The sequence below is a fragment of the Streptomyces sp. NPDC004051 genome (assembly GCF_053604275.1).
On record NZ_JBSGHG010000015.1, the window covers coordinates 66,707 to 85,369 of the forward strand.

At 73.0% G+C, this 18,663-nt stretch carries 15 protein-coding genes; 11 read left to right on the plus strand and 4 right to left on the minus strand.

Going from position 1 to position 18,663, the window contains the following annotated elements; all coding sequences use genetic code 11:
- Positions 1-74: 74 nt before the first annotated feature.
- Positions 75-1,430 (minus strand): aminotransferase class III-fold pyridoxal phosphate-dependent enzyme, encoded by a 1,356-nt coding sequence (locus tag ACWEQO_RS17945; RefSeq protein ID WP_452984116.1) that lies wholly within the window; start codon positions 1,428-1,430, stop codon positions 75-77.
- Positions 1,431-1,749: 319 nt separating this feature from the next.
- On the opposite strand from ACWEQO_RS17945, the gene ACWEQO_RS17950 reads away from it, so the two are divergent.
- Positions 1,750-3,714: a serine/threonine-protein kinase gene (locus ACWEQO_RS17950; protein WP_452984118.1), complete on the plus strand. Its 1,965-nt coding sequence runs from the start codon at positions 1,750-1,752 to the stop codon at positions 3,712-3,714.
- A 37-nt stretch (positions 3,715-3,751) separates the two neighbouring features.
- On the opposite strand, the gene ACWEQO_RS17955 is transcribed toward ACWEQO_RS17950, so the two are convergent.
- Positions 3,752-4,498: an SLATT domain-containing protein gene (locus tag ACWEQO_RS17955; RefSeq protein ID WP_452984120.1), complete on the minus strand. Its 747-nt coding sequence runs from the start codon at positions 4,496-4,498 to the stop codon at positions 3,752-3,754.
- Between the two features lie 281 nt (positions 4,499-4,779).
- Here ACWEQO_RS17955 and ACWEQO_RS17960 point away from each other — a divergent pair, with 281 nt between their 5' ends.
- From ACWEQO_RS17960 to ACWEQO_RS17990, 7 genes are all read left to right on the plus strand, one after another.
- On the plus strand, positions 4,780-5,121 hold the full coding sequence (locus ACWEQO_RS17960) for a YbaB/EbfC family nucleoid-associated protein (protein ID WP_361454790.1): 342 nt from the start codon (positions 4,780-4,782) through the stop codon (positions 5,119-5,121).
- 59 nt (positions 5,122-5,180) lie between these two features.
- Positions 5,181-5,780: a recombination mediator RecR gene (recR, locus tag ACWEQO_RS17965; RefSeq protein ID WP_361454793.1), complete on the plus strand. Its 600-nt coding sequence runs from the start codon at positions 5,181-5,183 to the stop codon at positions 5,778-5,780.
- Positions 5,773-6,432: a DUF5063 domain-containing protein gene (locus ACWEQO_RS17970; RefSeq protein ID WP_361454796.1), complete on the plus strand. Its 660-nt coding sequence runs from the start codon at positions 5,773-5,775 to the stop codon at positions 6,430-6,432. The genes recR and ACWEQO_RS17970 overlap by 8 nt, the downstream gene beginning before the upstream one ends.
- Before the next feature lie 250 nt (positions 6,433-6,682).
- Positions 6,683-7,960 (plus strand): aspartate kinase, encoded by a 1,278-nt coding sequence (locus tag ACWEQO_RS17975; RefSeq protein ID WP_361454799.1) that lies wholly within the window; start codon positions 6,683-6,685, stop codon positions 7,958-7,960.
- Positions 7,960-9,015 (plus strand): aspartate-semialdehyde dehydrogenase, encoded by a 1,056-nt coding sequence (locus ACWEQO_RS17980; protein WP_452984123.1) that lies wholly within the window; start codon positions 7,960-7,962, stop codon positions 9,013-9,015. Before ACWEQO_RS17975 ends, ACWEQO_RS17980 begins: the two co-directional genes overlap by 1 nt.
- Before the next feature lie 414 nt (positions 9,016-9,429).
- Positions 9,430-10,104 carry a SigE family RNA polymerase sigma factor gene (locus ACWEQO_RS17985; RefSeq protein ID WP_452984125.1) on the plus strand — a complete coding sequence of 225 codons (675 nt, stop codon included), beginning with the start codon at positions 9,430-9,432 and terminating at the stop codon, positions 10,102-10,104.
- Positions 10,101-11,582 (plus strand): hypothetical protein, encoded by a 1,482-nt coding sequence (locus tag ACWEQO_RS17990; RefSeq protein WP_452984127.1) that lies wholly within the window; start codon positions 10,101-10,103, stop codon positions 11,580-11,582. The genes ACWEQO_RS17985 and ACWEQO_RS17990 overlap by 4 nt, the downstream gene beginning before the upstream one ends.
- Before the next feature lie 65 nt (positions 11,583-11,647).
- On the opposite strand, the gene ACWEQO_RS17995 is transcribed toward ACWEQO_RS17990, so the two are convergent.
- Positions 11,648-12,478, minus strand: a complete 831-nt coding sequence (locus tag ACWEQO_RS17995) for an SURF1 family protein (protein WP_361454811.1) — start codon at positions 12,476-12,478, stop codon at positions 11,648-11,650.
- A gap of 243 nt (positions 12,479-12,721) precedes the next feature.
- On the opposite strand from ACWEQO_RS17995, the gene ACWEQO_RS18000 reads away from it, so the two are divergent.
- Positions 12,722-14,575: a prolyl oligopeptidase family serine peptidase gene (locus tag ACWEQO_RS18000; RefSeq protein ID WP_452984129.1), complete on the plus strand. Its 1,854-nt coding sequence runs from the start codon at positions 12,722-12,724 to the stop codon at positions 14,573-14,575.
- Positions 14,576-14,629: 54 nt separating this feature from the next.
- Here the strand turns inward: ACWEQO_RS18000 and ACWEQO_RS18005 are convergent, their stop codons facing one another.
- Positions 14,630-16,621 (minus strand): potassium channel family protein, encoded by a 1,992-nt coding sequence (locus ACWEQO_RS18005; RefSeq protein WP_452984209.1) that lies wholly within the window; start codon positions 16,619-16,621, stop codon positions 14,630-14,632.
- A 209-nt stretch (positions 16,622-16,830) separates the two neighbouring features.
- Between ACWEQO_RS18005 and ACWEQO_RS18010 the strand changes: the two genes are divergently transcribed.
- Entirely contained in the window at positions 16,831-17,832 is a 1,002-nt protein-coding gene (locus tag ACWEQO_RS18010) for a permease (protein WP_452984131.1), read from the plus strand.
- Positions 17,833-17,876: 44 nt separating this feature from the next.
- The gene (locus tag ACWEQO_RS18015) at positions 17,877-18,647 is read left to right on the plus strand and encodes a TIGR03943 family putative permease subunit (RefSeq protein WP_452984211.1); all 771 of its coding nucleotides are present in this window, start codon (positions 17,877-17,879) and stop codon (positions 18,645-18,647) included.
- Positions 18,648-18,663 lie beyond the last annotated feature (16 nt).

An 18,663-nucleotide genomic window follows, 5' to 3' on the forward strand; every position in this document is an offset into this window, starting at 1 on the left:
CTGTTCGAGCGCCCGCCGGGGCCGGCAGCCCCAACGGGCCCTCGGCGCGCTCCCGGCGGGCCCGGGCGCCCGGGTCACTCCACGTGTTCGTCCGCCACCGACAGGGCCGAGTCCAGTGCCGCCAGGCCCTCCTTCAGCTCGGCCTCGGTGATGGTGCACGGCGGCACCACATGGGTGCGGTTCATGTTCACGAAGGGCCACAGCCCGCCCGCCTTCGCGGCCGCCGCGAACGCGGCCATGGGGGCGTTCGCCTCGCCGGCCGCGTTGTACGGCACCAGGGGCTCCCGGGTCTCCCGGTTCCGCACCAGTTCCAGCGCCCAGAACATGCCGACCCCGCGGACCTCGCCCACACTGGGGTGCCGCTCCGCGAGCTCGTGCAGCGCGGGCCCGACCACCGACGTGCCGAGCCGTGCCGCGTTCTCGACGACGCCCTCCTCGGTCATGACCTCGATCGTCGCGACAGCCGCGGCGCAGGCCAGCGGATGCCCGGAGTACGTCAGCCCGCCCGGGTACGGCCGCTTCCCGAACGTGTCGGCGATCGCCCCGGAGATCGCGACGCCGCCGAGCGGCACGTACCCGGAGTTCACGCCCTTCGCGAAGGTCATCAGATCCGGCACGACGTCGTACAGGTCCGCCGCGAACCACGTGCCGGTCCGGCCGAACCCGGCCATGACCTCGTCCAGGACGAAGACGATGCCGTACGTGTCGCACAGCTCGCGGACCCCGGCGAGGTAACCGGGCGGCGGCGGCATGATCCCCGCCGTGCCCGGAACGGTCTCCAGGACGATCGCCGCGATCGTCGACGGCCCCTCGAAGGTGATCGTCGCCTCCAGGTGCTCGAGCGCCCGCGCGCACTCCTGCTCCTCGGTCTCGGCGTAGAAGCGGGAGCGGTACAGGAAGGGCGCCCAGAAGCGCACGACCCCGGCCGTGCCGCTGTCGGAGGCCCAGCGGCGCGGGTCACCGGTGAGGTTCACGGTCTGCTGGGTGCCGCCGTGGTACGAGCGGTACGCGGAGAGCACCTTGGGCCGCCCGGTGTGTAGCCGCGCCATGCGCACGGCGTGCTCGACGGCGTCCGCGCCCCCGTTGGTGAAGAAGATCTTGTCGAGGTCCCCCGGCGTCCGCTCGGCGATCAGCCGCGCCGCCTCCGACCGCGCCTCGACGGCGAACGCGGGCGCGAACGTCGTCATCCGCGCGGCCTGCTCCTGGATCGCGGCGACGACCTTCGGGTGCTGGTAGCCGATGTTGGTGTAGACGAGGCCGCTGGTGAAGTCGAGGTAGCGCCGACCGTCGTAGTCCCAGAAGTACGACCCCTGCGCCCCGGCGACGGCGAGCGGGTCGATGAGCTCCTGCGCGGACCAGGAGTGGAAGACGTGCGCACGGTCGGCGGCCTTCACGGCGGCCCCGGCCTCGGGGTTCGGCTGAGGAGTCATGGCGCCGAGGGTAGGCCGTGGCGCCGGCCGCGCGGCATCGGCGGCCCGTCCGCGGGCCGCAGCCTTCCGCGACAGGGTGTCGACGGCGGAGCGCCGACGGCCGTCGCGACGAGGGACTGGGGCGCGGCCGGCGCGGCGGGCGGAGGCGTTCGGCGAGGCGGAGTTCGCACAGGCGGTCCACGCGCTGGAACGCCTCTCCGCCGTGTTCGACGAACTGGGCCCGCCTGTTACGGAACCGTAGAGGAAGCCCTGGTCACCCCGGCCCTCGCCCGGTCTATTCTCGGGCTGTTGCTCACTGTGGGGGGAAGGCGGCGCGACGATGGAGATGCACGGGCCGGGGGGCGGCGCGACGGGGGCGCCGGGCGACCGGTACCCGGAGAGGATCGGCGCGTACCGGCTGCTCGCGCGGCTCGGGGCCGGCGGAATGGGGTCCGTCCACCTGGCCCGTTCCGACCGGGGACGCACCGTCGCCGTCAAGCTGGTCCGTGAGGAACTCGCCCAGCAGGAGGAGTTCCGGGCCCGGTTCCGCCAGGAGGTGCAGGCAGCACGGCAGGTCGGCGGCGCCTGGACCGCGCCGGTGCTGGACGCGGACACCGAGGCCCCGGTGCCGTGGGTCGCCACCGGGTACGTCGCCGGGCCGAGCCTCCAGCAGGTGGTCGGGCAGGACCACGGCGCGCTGCCCGAGCGCTCGGTGCGCATTCTCGCCGCCGGTCTCGCGCACGCGCTGAAGGACATCCACGCCGCCGGCATCGTGCACCGCGACCTCAAGCCGTCCAACGTGCTCGTCACCATCGACGGGCCGCGCGTCATCGACTTCGGGATCGCGCGGGCGATGGAGACCGTGACCGACGGCGGACTCACCCGCACCGGCGCGCTCGTCGGCTCGCCCGGGTTCATGGCGCCGGAACAGGTGCGCGGCGACCGCATCACCTCCGCCTGCGACGTCTTCTGCCTCGGCTCGGTGCTCGCCTACGCGGCCTCCGGGGAGCTTCCCTTCGGCACCGCCAACAGTGGGGTGCACGCCCTGATGTTCCGCATCGCCCAGGAGGAACCCGACCTCGGCCGGGTCCCCGAGGGCCTCGCCGACCTGGTGCGGGACTGCCTGAGGAAGGACCCCGCCCAGCGGCCCACGCTCGACCGGATCCTGGAGCGCACCGGCGCCGAGGACACCGTCGTCGACGGCCGCTCCCGCGAGCCCTGGCTGCCGAGCGCCCTGGTCGCCCAACTCGGCCGGCACGCCGTACGGCTGCTGGACGCGGAGGCGCCGGAAGCGGCCCCGGAAGCGCCCCCGACGCCCCCGGCAGGGACCGCCGGGCAGCCCGCGCCACCCGCACCGCCCGCACTCACCGCGCCGGACGGCCCCGCGCCCGCCGCCACCCCCGAACACGCCCCCACCCCCGACGCCTCCGCCCCGCCCGCGCCGGGCGCCCCCGGTGACGGCACGCCGGTGAACCACCTGCCCACCCTGGTCGTCGGACAGAGCACCGCACCGCCCCCGGCCCCCACCCGGGGCGACCCGGCGCCCGGGCAGGCCCCCGCCGCATACGGCCGGCCCCAGCCGCACGCCCAACCGCACCCCCGGTCCCCCGGCTACGGCCACCCGTACAACGCCCACGGGGCCGCCGGCCCCACCCCGCCCCACGGTCCGCCGCCCTTCGGCCCCACCCCGCCCCCCTACGGCCCGGCGCGGACACCGCGGGGCGACCGTTCCACCGCGCTGCTCGTCGTCATCGCGCTGGTCGTCGCGATTGCCGCAGGCGGCACGGTGTACGCGCTGATGAGCAGCAAAGACGGGGGCAACAGGGCCGGCGGCGACCCCACGACCGCGGCGACCGGCGGCACGTCCCAGGACACCGATCCGACCGCCGACGGCAAGGCTCCGACCGGACCGGACGGATCGGGTGAGTCGGGCGTCCCCGCCTCGACGGACGGGGTGGTCCCGGCCGGCTACCTGGGCGGCTGGTCCACGACCATCGACAACGCGAGCGGTGTGCACACCCGCAAGCTGACCATCCGGCAGGGCGAGGTGGGGGACACGGTCATGTCCCTCGTCGCCGAGGGACCCACCGGCAACGGCGCCTACCGCTGCGTCTTCGAGGGCAGCCTCTCCGACGACCCGGGTTCCGGCGGCCGGCTGCGGATCGGCCCGTCCACCGTGACGGCCGGCCGGCCGCGCAGCGCCTGCACCCCGGGGGCCGCCACCGAGATCACCCTCCGCCCCGACGGTTCCCTCCAGCGCGTGAACACCGGCAGCGGCGAGCAGCTCGTCTACACCCGGGACTGAGGCGCCCGGCTCGTCCCCCGCTTCGGCCCACCTCGGCCTACCTGGGCTCCGGAGGGCGCTGCCGGGGCATGTTCGGGCGGGCCGGGCCCGGGGAGGCGGGGAAGCGGCCGTGCGGCGCGGCCGTGTCGGGGCGGCCCGTGCCCGCCGCGGCCTTCCGGACACCCAGCGGCATGATCCCGCCGCGGAAGTCCGTCATCCAGTCCTCCGTCTCGCCCCGCACCAGCTCGCTCACGTCCTCCGAGAACCGCCGCAGCACCGACAGGCACCGCTCGGCCGCCTCGCTCGCGGTGCCCTCGGCCGGTCCCAGCACCTCGCGGACGCACTCCGAGGCCCAGTCGAACTGGAACGCCTGGAGCCGCCGCTGCACCGCCTGCGCGGTCGCCACGTCCCGCATCCAGCCGGACGTCACCCCGAAGAACCGGTCGGCGCCCGCGCACGCCACCGCCAGCAGCAGCGCCAGGTACCCCCAGGGAGTGGCCCCGACGGCCACCCGGGTCAGATCCAGCAGCAGCAGCGCCGCACCGGTGACCGCCCCCGCCGCGGTCGCGGAGCGCAGGGCCCGCGCGCAGCGCCGCTTCCACACCCGGTTCGCGAGGTACCAGGCGGCGGTGTCCAGCGCCCCCCGCTCCACCCACCGGTACAGTTCGTCCAGCCGGAGCGCGGGCTCGCCCCAGTCCCCGAGTGGAAACACCCGCCCGGTCAGATCGCCCGGCCGCAGCCCGGCCGCCCCCTCGCCGGGGCCGTCCTGCGAACGGCCCTCGGGCTGCATCTCCGGCTGACCCACCCCGTACTCCCTCCTGACCCGACCCCTGCTCGACGTCTGCTCGACGTCTGCGTGACATCTGCGTGACGGTCGGCGCGGACGTGCCCGGCCCTTCCTACCGCCCGACGGGTGGGGCGCGCCGGTGGTTCGGCGGCTCTTCCGCCCGAAAGAGGGCCGTGATCAGGTAGGGGACCCGACCGGGACTCACTCGAAAGAGTGCCGGGGCGAGGGCCGCCCGGACCACGTAGGCTCGTGCCGAACGGAAAAATCCCGTACGGACGGACCGACCAAGGAGCTGAATCGTGATCCCCGGTGGTGGCCAGCCCAACATGCAGCAGTTGCTCCAGCAGGCCCAGAAGATGCAGCAGGACCTGGCCAGGGCGCAGGAGGAACTCGCGCGCATGGAGGTCGACGGCAAGGCGGGCGGCGGCCTGGTGACGGCGACCGTCACCGGCGGCGGCGAGCTCCGGGCGCTGAAGATCGACCCGAAGGCGGTGGATCCGGAGGACACCGAGACCCTCGCGGACCTGATCGTCGCGGCCGTCCAGGCGGCCAACGAGAACGCCCAGAGCCTCCAGCAGCAGAAGCTCGGCCCGCTGGCCCAGGGCCTGGGCGGCGGCGGCATTCCCGGTCTGCCCTTCTAAGACGGGGCGCGGGCCTCTACGGTACGTACTGAAGAAAACCCAGGAAGGACGGCAGTCCGTTGTACGAAGGCGTGGTGCAGGATCTCATCGACGAACTCGGGCGGCTGCCCGGCGTCGGTCCGAAGAGCGCCCAGCGGATCGCCTTCCACATCCTCCAGGCGGAGCCGACGGACGTACGGCGTCTCGCCCACGCCCTGATGGAAGTGAAGGCGAAGGTCCGCTTCTGCGCGACCTGCGGCAACGTGGCGCAGGAGGAGTTCTGCGCCATCTGCCGTGACACCCGCCGCGACCGCGCGGTCATCTGTGTCGTGGAGGAGCCCAAGGACGTCGTGGCCATCGAGCGCACCCGCGAGTTCCGGGGCCGCTACCACGTCCTGGGCGGCGCGATCAGCCCGATCGACGGGGTGGGCCCCGACGATCTGCGCATCCGGGAACTGCTGGCCCGACTGGCCGACGGCACGGTGACCGAGCTGATCCTGGCCACGGACCCGAATCTGGAGGGCGAGGCCACGGCCACGTACCTCGCCCGCATGATCAAGCCCATGGGCCTGAAGGTCACCCGTCTGGCCAGCGGCCTCCCGGTGGGCGGCGACCTGGAGTACGCGGACGAGGTCACTCTCGGGCGGGCCTTCGAGGGGAGACGACTCCTAGATGTCTGACGCCACGCTGCACGCGATCGGCCGGGACCCGGACGACTTCTCGGTCCAGATCGCGGATCAGATCGAGAGTTTCCTGGTCGCCGTCACGGAGGTCGCCAAGGGCGACGAGCCCGACTCGACGGTTCCCTTCCTCCTGCTGGAGGTCTCCCAGCTCATGCTGGCCGGCGGCCGGCTGGGCGCTCACGAGGACATCGTCCCCGAGGAACGGTACGAGCCCGACGGGGGCCCGGAGGCCGACGTGGACGAACTCCGCGAGAACCTCGCCCGGCTGCTGGAGCCGATCGACGTCTACTCCGAGGTCTTCGACCCCTACGAGCCCCGCACGGCGCCCGTCCCTGCCCGGATCTCCGACGACCTCACCGACGTCATCACCGATCTCCGCCACGGCATGGTCCACTACCGGGCCGGCCGCACCACGGAGGCGCTGTGGTGGTGGCAGTTCTCCTACTTCTCCAACTGGGGCCCCACCGCGTCGGCGACCCTGCGCGCACTCCAGTCCGTCGTCGCCCACGTCCGTCTCGACCAGCCCCTGCCCGCCCTCGACGGCCTCGACACCGACCAGGGCATGGGCGACGACACCCTCGAATTCGAGGCGGGCAAGGTCATGGCGGAGGAGATCGGCACCCCCCTGGGCATGCGCCCGGTCACCTGACGGCACCGGCGTTCCCGTGGTGCGGGCCGGGAGGGTGTTCGCCTCGAGCGGCCGTGCGGGTGTGACGCGGGTCGCTTTTCCGAGTGGGGGGCTCCGGGATGGGCATGAGCCCTCCTGCACGGGGTGCCCGGGAGTCTCACGATGCGGTATCGCCGAGGCGTTTTTCGGGTGCCCGATAGAATGAGCCGACCACGGTGTGCACACATGTGCGCAAAACGTGGGACAACGACGGAATGAGCGAGGAGCGCACGTGGGCCTTGTCGTGCAGAAGTACGGAGGCTCCTCCGTAGCAGATGCCGAAGGCATCAAGCGCGTCGCCAAGAGGGTCGTGGAAGCCAAGCAGAACGGCCACCAGGTGGTCGTCGTGGTTTCCGCGATGGGCGACACGACGGACGAGTTGATCGATCTCGCCGAGCAGGTTTCCCCGATGCCTGCCGGGCGCGAGCTCGACATGCTGCTGACCGCGGGAGAGCGGATCTCCATGGCCCTGCTGGCCATGGCGATCAAGAACCTGGGCCACAACGCCCAGAGCTTCACCGGCAGCCAGGCAGGTGTCATCACCGACTCGGTCCACAACAAAGCCCGCATCATCGACGTCACACCCGGCCGGATCCGTGCCTCGGTGGACGAGGGCAACATCGCCATCGTCGCCGGTTTCCAGGGCGTGAGCCAGCAGGGCAAGAACATCACCACGCTCGGCCGCGGCGGCTCCGACACCACCGCGGTGGCCCTGGCGGCCGCCCTCGACGCCGAGGTGTGCGAGATCTACACCGACGTCGACGGCGTGTTCACCGCCGACCCGCGCGTGGTGCCGAAGGCCCGGAAGATCGACTGGATCTCCACCGGCGACATGCTCGAACTGGCGGCCTCCGGGTCGAAGGTGCTGCTCCACCGCTGCGTGGAGTACGCCCGCCGGTACAACATCCCGATCCACGTCCGCTCGTCCTTCAGCGGACTGCCGGGCACGTGGGTCAGCAGTGAGCCGATTCAGCGAGGGGACAAGAAGGTGGAGCAGGCGCTCATCTCCGGTGTCGCGCACGACACCTCCGAGGCCAAGGTCACGGTCGTCGGTGTGCCCGACAAGCCGGGCGAGGCGGCCTCGATCTTCCGTACGATCGCCGACGCCGAGATCAACATCGACATGGTCGTGCAGAACGTGTCGGCGGCCTCCACGGGCCTGACGGACATCTCGTTCACGCTGCCGGAGACCGAGGGACCCAAGGCCATCGAGGCCCTGGAGAAGAACAAGGACGCCATCGGCTTCGAGTCCCTGCGCTACGACGACCAGATCGGCAAGATCTCGCTGGTCGGCGCCGGTATGAAGACCAACCCCGGGGTCACCGCGGACTTCTTCACCGCCCTGTCCGACGCGGGTGTGAACATCGAGCTGATCTCGACCTCCGAGATCCGCATCTCGGTCGTCACCCGCAAGGACGACGTGGACGGCGCCGTCCGCGCCGTGCACACCGCCTTCGGGCTGGACTCCGACAGCGACGAGGCCGTCGTCTACGGGGGCACCGGCCGCTGATGGGGCGGTCCGGACGGCCGGCACTCGCGGTCGTGGGAGCGACCGGGGCCGTCGGCACGGTGATGCTCCAGATCCTGTCCCAGCGGGCGGACGTCTGGGGCGAGATCCGACTGATCGCCTCCCCGCGCTCGGCCGGCCGCAAGCTGGCCGTGCGCGGTGAGCTGGTCGAGGTCGTGGCGCTCACGGAGGAGGCCTTCGACGGGATCGACGTCGCGCTGTTCGACGTCCCCGACGAGGTCGCCGAGCGGTGGGCGCCCGTCGCCGTCGCACGGGGTGCGGTGGTGGTCGACAACTCCGGCGCCTTCCGGATGGACCCTCAGGTGCCGCTCGTCGTCCCCGAGGTCAACTCGCACGCCGCGCGGATGCGCCCGCGCGGGATCGTCGCCAACCCGAACTGCACCACCCTGTCGATGATCGTCGCGGTGGGCGCGCTGCACGCCGAGTTCGGGCTGCGCGAGCTGGTCGTCTCCTCGTACCAGGCGGTCAGCGGCGCCGGGCAGGAGGGCGTGCGCACCCTGCGGGAGCAGCTGTCCCTGGTCGCGGGCACGGAGCTGGGCACCGGCCCCGGTGACGTGCGGCGGGCGGTGGGGGACAACACGGGCCCCTTCGCGGAGCCGGTCGCGCTGAACGTCGTGCCGTGGGCCGGCACGCTGCGCGAGGACGGCTGGTCCTCGGAGGAGATGAAGGTCCGCGACGAGTCCCGCAAGATCCTCGGCCTGGCGCGGCTCCCGGTCGCCGTGACCTGCGTACGGGTGCCGGTGATCACCACGCACTCGCTCACCGTGCACGCCCGCTTCGAGGACGAGGTCACCGTCAACGCGGCCCGCGAGATCCTCGCCACGGCACCCGGCGTCGTGCTGTACGACAACCCTGCCGCGGGCGAGTTCCCCACCCCCGCCGACGTCGTCGGCACCGACCCGACGTGGGTGGGGCGGGTACGGCGGGCGCTGGACGACCCGACGGCGCTCGAACTCTTCGTCTGCGGTGACAACTTGCGCAAGGGCGCCGCGCTCAACAGCGTGCAGAACGCCGAACTGGTGGTGGCCGGGGCGTAAATAATCCTTGGTCACGAGGTCGGCTTTGTAGGATCTTCGTGTGCCGTGCGATCCGGCCGGGACGGTTCAGACCTCTTGATCCTTTCCGTCCGGCGGTCGAAGATTTACTTTCCCGCCCCACGCAACCGAGCGTGGGGCGAGAAGCGTCTTTGCGGGCACCCCTGTTGTTGGGCGCGTGGGGACGCGGTGGTCTTTCCGGGCGTGGGGACGTCCGGAGCCGGACGTGGGGACGTCCGGAGCCGGACGTGGGGACGTCCGTTCATATGAGGCATAGGGGAAGAGCGGACACATGAGGGCATTCGGTGTGCTGTCGAGGGTGCTGCCCGGTACGGACGGCGGCCGGCCGGCGCCGGACGCGGCGAACGTGACACGCGACACGTACAACCCTCCTGGGGGGAAGTGTGTCCAACTGGCGTGGCTGAGGTACTCGACTTCGCAACGCCGCGTGGCACGGCTCTACGCCCGCCCCGCCAGGCTCTCCGACCCCGCAAGGCCGGTGCGTCCGGTGGCATGCCGGTGATCGCGCCGATGCCGACAGCGCGGCCCGCCCGCATCCCGAGTCAGCGTGACGGCGGTGCCGACGACAGTGTGGCGGCCGGCACGACCGTCGACCATCTCACCGAGACCTACCGCGCGCACTACCGCTCGCTGCTGGGTCTCGCGGCGCTGCTCCTCGACGACACCGCCTCCTGCGAGGACGTCGTCCAGGAGGCGTTCATCCGCGTCCACTCCGCCCGTAAACGCGTCCGGGACCCGGAGAAGACCCTGGCGTATCTGCGTCAGACGGTCGTCAACCTCTCCCGTTCCGCGCTGCGCCGGCGCATCCTCGGTCTGAAGCTGCTCTCCAAACCCATGCCCGACATGGCGAGTGCGGAGGAGGGCGCCTATGACCAGCTGGAACGCGACTCCCTCATCAAGGCGATGAAAGGGCTGCAGCGCCGTCAGCGCGAGGTGCTGGTGCTGCGGTACTTCGCGGACATGACCGAGGCTCAGGTGGCGGAGACGCTCGGCATCTCGCTGGGCTCGGTGAAGGCGTACGGCTCGCGCGGGATCGCGGCGCTGCGGGTGTCCATGGGAGCGTCGGTATGAGCGGCGACAGGGACGTGCGCGGCGAGGAGCGCGGGCCGGAGGAGGACGGGCCCGAGAAGCGCGCGGCCGAGGAGCGGGTGGTCGAGGAGCGGGCGGTCGAGGAGAGCGCGGCCGAGGCCGAGGAACGTGAGCCCGACGAACGGGTGTCCGGGGCCGACGGCCCGGATCCGTCCGACGGTGACGGCCTGCGCGTACTGCGTGGGCTGGTGTCCCCGACCGGGCAGCAGACGAAGCAATCGCACGCTGGGAACGGAACTGTGAACGACGGCCTGGACGACCAGGAGCCCGACCAGGGCACGGAGCGGCTCGACTCCGTCGAGCCGGCCGACTCGGACCGGCTGACGGACTCGGACGGGCCGGACCGGCCGGTCGAGGTCGCCAAGTCGGCCGAGCTCACCGAGTCGGCCGAGCTCACCGAGTCGGCCGAGCTCACCGAGTCGGCCGAGCCGAACGAGTCGGCTGAGCTGGACGAGCTGGACGTGCGGAGTCTGCTGCACCGCTCGGTGGGCGAGATGGAGCCGCGCGAGGGCACGCTGGAGTACCTGCAGCGCGCGGTCCCCGCCCGCCGGGCACGCAAGCGGCAGATCTTCGTCGGCGCGGCGGCCGCCGCCCTCTTCCTCGGCACCGCCGTCCCGGCCCTGGTGCACGTCTCGAACGTCACCGGTTCGGACGCCAACCCGTTCGCCATCGGCCACGCCTCGGAGACGGAGGGCAGCACCGGCGAGGACAAGAAGACCGGCGGCGGCGAGACCACCGCGGGCGGCGCCTCGGACCGGATCGAGGGGGCCGACAAGAACGGCAAGGGCGAGAAGGGCAAGGAGAAGGACGCGGGTCCCGGCTCGAGCACGGGTGAGCCGGAGGAGGCCGGCCCTTCCTCGAGCGCGGAGACCGGGGTGGCCGCCTGTACGGCCGCGCAGCTCGGACCGGCCTCCGCGAGCAGCGTCGCCCCCGACTCGACCGGCGCGGTCTACGGCTCCTTCCGGGTCGGCAACGTGTCCGCGGTGAGCTGTACCGTCGGCGGGCCCGGAACCGTGAGCGTGACTTCGCTGGGCGCGGCCGACCCCGCCAAGGTGGGCTCGGTCCGGCACGTGGCGGGGGACGCGGCGGCCGGCCTGCCCGACCCGTCCCTGGAGTCGGCGCCGCTGGTGCTCAAGCCGGGCGAGACGTACGACGTGAAGTTCGCCTGGGTGCCTTCCGAGACCTGTCCCACGGACGGCGGGACCGGCGGCGAGACGGGCGGCGGCACCGAGGAGCCCACACCACCCGACCCGAGCCCCTCGCAGGAGGAGCCCGCGACCAACAGCGGCACGTCCACGGGTGGCAGCACCGGAACGGCGGCCCAGCTCCTCAGGGCGGACGGCCCGGTCGAGGGAAGCGTGACCGTGACGTACACCGCGCCGACGGGGGGCACGGCGACCGTCACGGTGGCCAACGCCTGCGCGGGCACCGTCTACTGGACGGGACTGCTGACGAGCTGACGAGCTGACGAGCTGACGAGCGGGCGAGCCGACGTCGACGGACCGGGACGGGCGTCCCGGTCCGGTCACACCCCTGACGGGCTGGACCGCTTCCCGTCGCCTTCCGCTTCCGGGGCCGGCTCGCGCTCCTGCGGCCCCTCCGGGGCCAGGCCCAGTTCCACGTCCCGGGCGAGTTCCACCTCGCGACGCAGCAGGCGGAACCACATGAAGACGACGAAGCCCACGAAGGCGAACCACTCGGCGGTGTAGCCGAGGTTCTGGAACGCCTTGAGGTCCAGCCCGGTACCGCCGGCCGCCACCGCGGGCACCGCCCGCATCCCCGAGTCGCCCTCGTTGAGGGTGATCCACGCCTCGTAGACGTCGTGCGGCACCAGGTTCACCAGCGACGCCGCGCTGATCGCGGCGGTCTGCCCCTCCGGCAGGCCGCTGCGGGTGCTGACGCCGTGGCTGCCGGGGGTCTCGGACGCCTGGAGCGCCCCGGTGACGGTGACCTCGCCGTCCGGCGGCGCGGGCGCCCCGGCCGGGTCGGGTTCGCCGGGCAGCCAGCCGCGGACGACGGGCAGCACCTTGCCGTTGTCGGTGTGCAGCAGGGTCAGGACGTAGTGGCCGGGTTCGCCGTCGAGGTTCCGGTCGGGCACGAGGAGCTGTTCCTCGTAGCGGCCGCTCGTGGTGGCCTGCTTGCCGGAGGTCGCCTTGGTCACCGGCAGCAGGGTGTCCAGCGGCCGGGCCTTCTCCTGCTGGGAGGCGGCGGCCTGTTCCTCGGCGCCGCGGTGGCTGTCGACACGGTCCTCGAAGCGGCTCAGCTGCCAGGAACCCATGAAGATGCAGAAGGGGATGGCGAGCAGCACGAAGACGTTGATCCCCCACCAGCGGGGCGTCAGCAGAAACCGGTACACACCCTTACGGTACGGGGCCGGAGGGAAAGACCGGTTCGCGGGGCGGCCCCACGGCCCCCGCGGTCCCGTGGTTGCCGCGGTCCCGTAGTCGCCGGGACGGGGGAGGGGCCGGGGAGACCCGTGGTGTGACGGGGGCGCCGGTGGCGACGGTGGCGTCGGCCCCGGCGGGATATCCGGTACGAGTTGTCCACAGGCTGGGGACCTCGGCGGCGCGACACCCTCCGGGGCAGGCAGTATGGGGCCATGACTGAGAGCAACGAGTCCGGCGCAGCGGCGCGGCGGACGGACCCGACCGAGCGAGTACGACAGGGCGAACGGATGCCCGACTGGGAGAAGCGCTTCCGGGCGCCCCGGGTCTCCCTGCCCGACTGGGCGGAGGACGCCCCCGACCGTTCCCTGTTCGTGTCGAACGCGACGGGGACGTACGAGCTGTACGCCTGGGACCGGTCGACGGGCGAGCAGCGCCAGGTGACGGACCGGCCCAACGGCACCACGGACGGCGTGCTCTCGCCGGACGGCGAGTGGATCTGGTGGTTCGACGACAAGGACGGCGACGAGTTCGGCGTCTGGCGCCGGCAGCGGTTCGCGGGCGGCCCCGACGAACTCGCCGCCGAGGGCCTGAACCCCTCGTACCCGGCCGGTCTCGCCCTCGCCCGGGACGGGCGCACGGCGGTCGTGGGCCGTTCCACGGACGAGGACGGGACGACGATCCACCTGGTGCGCACCGGCGAGGCGCCGGTGGAGATCTACCGGCACCGCGAGTCGGCGGGCGTCGGCGACCTCTCCCACGACGGTTCGCTCATCGCCGTCGAGCACACGGAGCACGGCGACGCGATGCACTCCGCGCTGCGGGTGCTGCGCCCCGACGGCATGCCGGTCGCCGAGCTGGACGACACCAGGGGCGGCACCGAGGAGCTGGGCCTGGAGGTGCTGGGCTTCGCCCCGCTCGACGGTGACACGCGTCTGCTCATCGGGCACCAGCGGCGCGGTCGCTGGGAGCCCTTGGTGTGGGACGTGGCGACGGGCGAGGAGACGGACCTGGCCCTGGAGCTGCCGGGTGACGTGAGCGCCGAGTGGTTCCCGGACGGCACGGGCCTGCTGATCGCGCACAGCTTCGAGGCCCGCAGCGAACTGTTCCGCTACGACCTGGCGGGCCCCGAGCTGCTGGAGATCGACACCCCGCGCGGCACGGTCTCGGGCGCGACGGCCCGCCCGGACGGCAGCGTGGAGTACCTGTGGTCGTCGTCGGCGGAGCCGTCGGCGGTCCGCTCCACGGCCGGCGGGGTCGTCCTGGACCCGCCGGGCATGAAGTCGCCCGGTTCGGTGCCGGTGGAGGACGTGTGGGTGGAGGGCCCCGGCGGCCGGATCCACGCCCTGGTCCAGAAGCCCGCGGGCGTGAGCGGCCCGCTGCCCACGGTCTTCGACATCCACGGCGGCCCCACCTGGCACGACAGCGACTCCTTCGCCGCGGGCCCGGCCGCCTGGGTCGACCACGGCTACGCGGTGGTCCGCGTCAACTACCGCGGTTCCACGGGCTACGGCCGCGCCTGGACCGACGCGCTGAAGCACCGGGTCGGTCTGATCGAGCTGGAGGACATCGCCGCGGTCCGCGAGTGGGCGATCACCTCGGGCCTCGCGGACCCGGAGCGCCTCGTCCTCACCGGCGGCTCCTGGGGCGGCTACCTCACCCTCCTGGGCCTGGGCACCCAGCCCGACGCGTGGACCCTCGGCATCGCGGTGGTCCCGGTCGCCGACTACGTCACGGCGTACCACGACGAGATGGAGGCGCTGAAGGCCATGGACCGCACGCTCCTCGGCGGCACCCCCGAGGAGGTACCGGAGCGGTTCGAGGCGTCCTCCCCGATCACCTACGTCGACCGGGTGAAGGCGCCGGTCTACATCTCGGCCGGGGTGAACGACCCGCGCTGCCCGATCCGCCAGATCGAGAACTACGTCCACCGCCTCCAGTCCCGCGACGCCCCCCACGAGGTCTACCGCTACGACGCGGGCCACGGCTCCCTGGTGGTCGACGAGCGGATCAAGCAGGTGCGCCTGGAGCTGGACTTCGCGGAACGGTACCTGGGGAAGCAGGGCTGAGCGGGCAGGGAGCGGACGGGGGAGGGCCGGGCGGGCCGGCCGCCCCTGGGCGCGTCACGCCCCGGACCGCTCCCTCCCCCTGCGCCGGAGGAGTTCCGCCAGCCCCCGCCGGGTGGCGCCCAGCACCACCCGGTCCTCGCTGCGCAGGACGTACGTGTCGGGCAGGTCCCAGATCAGCCCCGACGGTTCCGCCCCCGCCGGACCGGCGCCGCCGTTCGCGCCCCTGCCCCTGTGCCCGGGCGGCCCGAAGGCGCCGGGACTTGCGGGGGCGCCGGGGCTTCCGGGCCCGTTCCCGCCGGCGCCCGGCGGGCGTGCCGCCGTGGCCGCCGTGTCCAGGGCCAGCACCCGCCACGCCCCGGCCCGGAACGCCTCACCGACCGTCCTGCCCTCCAACTGCGGATGCCCGCCCACGGTCAGCGCCGCGAACACCAGCACCCGCCGCTCGACCGGGATCGCCCCCAGGATCTGCCGGCCCATCATCGCCCCCGCGAACGCGGGCGCGGCCAGGTGGGAGACGCTGCGGCTCCGGGTCAGCGCGTCGGGGTGCGCGGCCCGCAGGGTGCGGTACACGGCCGTCGCGAAATCGTCGTCGTACAGCCGCAGGACGACCCGCAGGTCGGACCGCAGGGACCGCGCGTACAGCACGGCCTCCAGATTCGTGGTGTCGGCGCTGGTCAGCGCGAGCAGCGCGTCGGCGCGCTGGATCTTCGCGGCCTCCAGCACGCCCTCCTGCGTGACGTCCCCGAGCACCACCGGCACGCCCAGCCGCCGCGCCGTGGCCATGCCCCGTGCCTCCGGGTCGGCCTCGACGCACACCACGGGGATGTGCAGCTCGTGCAGCCGCGTCAGCACCCGGGTGCCGATCTTGCCGAGCCCCAGCAGCACCAGGTGCCCGCTCAGCCCGCGCGGCGGCTTCCGCAGCGTCGAGGCGGTACGGAACGTCCCCAGCGCCTCCAGCACCGCCGCCACCATCACCGGCAGCATCAGCAACCCGACTATCCCCGACAGCAGTTGCAGGATCTGCTCGCTCCTGGACGCGTTGTGCGCGGGATCGTTGATCGAGAAGAGGTCCAGCAGGGTGACGTAGGTGGCGTGCAGCGGATTGTCCTTCGTGACCAGGGTCAGGGTCACCGTCAGCGCCACCACGGCCGCCGCCAGCCCCGCCAGCGACCACCGCAGCCGCCGCGAGAACAGGGAGGCGAGGGGCGGCACGTGGGCCCGCACCACCGGCAACGGCGGTCCGGAGTACGACACCTGCTCCAGCACCACCGTGCCGCGTCCGGTCGCCGCCGCGACGGCGTCCGCGTCGGGCAGCATCTGCGGCCCCTGGTCGCCGCTGTCCTCCGAACCCTCGGAACCGCCCGGGTCGTTGCTCGTCGCGGAGAGCAGTGCCAGGGTGCACAGCCCGGGATCGGCCACCTCGCCGGGGCCCGGCGGGCGCCGTTCCACCGCGCGCAGCATCAGCCCGTCGGTGTCGACGATCTTGCTGGTGCCGACGAGCGCGGTGGCGGCCAGGGCGGGCGCGGCCGTGTCGGCGTCGGACAGCACGGTGGTGGAGGTGTCGACGCCGGGGTACCCGTGCCCGTGCGGGTCGCCGCCGGCCAACTCGGCTGCCTGGTCCAGCAGTTCCTCTATGTGTCGGCCCAGGCGGCGGTTGTAGAGGCGCAGCACGAGGCGCAGCCGGGGGTTGATCCGGCGGGCGGTGAGGGCGGCGCGGATGTTGGTCTCGTCGTCGTCGTACACCAGGGCCAGTGCGGCGGCCCGCGCCACGCCCACCTCGGCGAGCACGGCGTCGGTCGGCTCGGCGGCCTCCACCAGTCGCTGGTCGGACGCGCCCTCGGGACCGCCGTTGCCGTTGACGCGGTTGACGGTGGCGTTCACGAACCGGTCGAGCAGGGCGGCGGAAGCCGCGCGGGCCCGCCCGACCACGGGCTCCCGGACCCGGAGTCCGGAGGGCGGCACGACGAGGGTGACCTGTTCGCCGTAGACGCCGCGCAGTTCGGCGGCGAGCCGGTGCGCGAGTCCGTCGTCCCCGCACACCACCATGTGTGCGGGGGGCTCGTCCGGCGGGGTCTGATTCGGAAGGATCACCACGAGAGGAAAGACTGCCGTATACACGCAGGCAGTTCCAGAAACACTCGACGAACGGCGTTGAACGGGGCCGCACTTCGCTTCGTACCAAGGAGCAAGAAGGCGGGGCGGGGTGGGAGCGGCCCCGCTCCGCCCTCGTGCGCGATGTGGGAGGTACCCGGCCCGTGGCCGTCACCAAGTCGCCCGCCGCCGGGGAGTCCGGGCCGTCGGGGGAGACCCGCCACGTCAACTCCCCTCTCCTGCTCGTCCTGTTCCTGCTGCTCGCCGTGATGTTCCAGGACTCCGTCCGCCGCGCCCTGGCCGCGCCCGTGATGCAGAGCTGGATGACGGTGTTCGTCGCGGTGCTGATCCAGGCCCTGCCCTTCCTGGTGCTCGGTGTCCTGCTCTCCGCGGCGATCGCCGTGTTCGTCCCGCCCTCCTTCTTCGCCCGCGCCCTGCCTAAGCGCCCCGCCCTGGCTGTCCCGGTCGCGGGCGCGGCGGGCGCGGTGCTCCCCGGCTGCGAGTGCGCGTCCGTACCGGTGGCGGGGGCGCTGGTGCGCAGGGGAGTGGCGCCGGCGGCGGCGCTGGCGTTCCTGCTGTCCGCCCCCGCGATCAACCCGATCGTGCTGACGGCGACGGCGGTCGCCTTTCCGAACGACCCCATGATGGTCCTCGCCCGTTTCGTGGCGAGCCTGCTGGTGGCGTGTGCGATGGGCTGGCTGTGGCAGCGCCACGGCCGCGCGGACTGGCTGCGCCCGCCGGCCCGTTCGTCCTACGAGGGGCAGGGCCGGGGCGCCGCGTTCTGGGGTTCGGTCCGGCACGACGTGATGCACGCCGGTGGCTTCCTGGTGGTCGGCGCGATGGCCGCGGCGACGCTGAAGGCGGTGGTCCCGGCCGACTGGCTGCGCCTGGCGGCCGACCACCCCGTGCTGTCGGTGCTGGTGCTGGCGGCGCTGGCCGTCCTCCTGTCGCTCTGCTCGGAGGCGGACGCGTTCGTGGCCGCCTCCCTGACGCAGTTCTCGCTCACGGCCCGGCTCACCTTCCTCGTGGTGGGTCCCGTGATCGACCTCAAGCTCTTCGCCATGCAGGCGGGCACGTTCGGCCGCGGCTTCGCCCTGCGCTTCGCCCCCGCGACCCTCGTCCTGGCGGTGGCGGTCTCGGCCCTGACCGGAGCGGTCCTGCTGTGAAACCGAACCCGAAACCGAACCCGAATCCGAAGCCGAGTCCGAACCTGAACCACCAGGCCCAGGCGGCTCTCCTCTTCCTCCTGGGCGCGACCGTGCTGCACGCGGGCCTGACCGACCTCCATCTGCGCTACGTGAAGGCGGGCCTGCGCCCGCTGCTCCTGCTGTCCGGCGCGGTACTCGTGGTGACGGCGGCGGCGACGGTCTGGTACGAGTGGCGCGGCACCCACCGAAGGCACGAGCAGGGCCAGGAGCGGGATCGGGAGCAGAAGCGGGAGCAGGAAGACGGTCACGGTCATGGTCACGGCCATCGGGAGTCCCGTGTCGCCTGGCTCCTGGCCCTCCCCGTCCTCGCCCTGATCCTGGTGGCGCCGCCGGCCCTCGGCTCGTACAGCGCCACCCACACGGGCACGGCGCTGCAGAAACCGTTCGGGTTCCCGGACCTCCCCGCCGGGGACACGCTCCGGCTCGGGGTCGGCGAGTACGCGGCACGCGCGGTCCACGACGACGGCCGCCACCTCGGCGACCGCACCATCCGGATCACCGGTTTCGTCGCCCTGGACCGGGACGGTGCTCCCCAGCTGGTCCGGATGTCCCTCAGCTGCTGCGCCGCGGACGCCCAGCCGGTCAAGATCGCCCTGACCGGCGAGGTCCCCCCGGTCCTGCGGCCGGACGCCTGGCTGGAGGTCAGCGGCACCTACACCCCGCGCCGGACGAAGGACCCGGTCAACGGCGGTCCCGTCCCCTACTTCGAGGTCACGGCCGCCAAGCCGGTCCCGGCCCCGCGCGACCCGTACGACGAGGTCTGGAACGGCTGAGGGGGAGGGGGTTCAG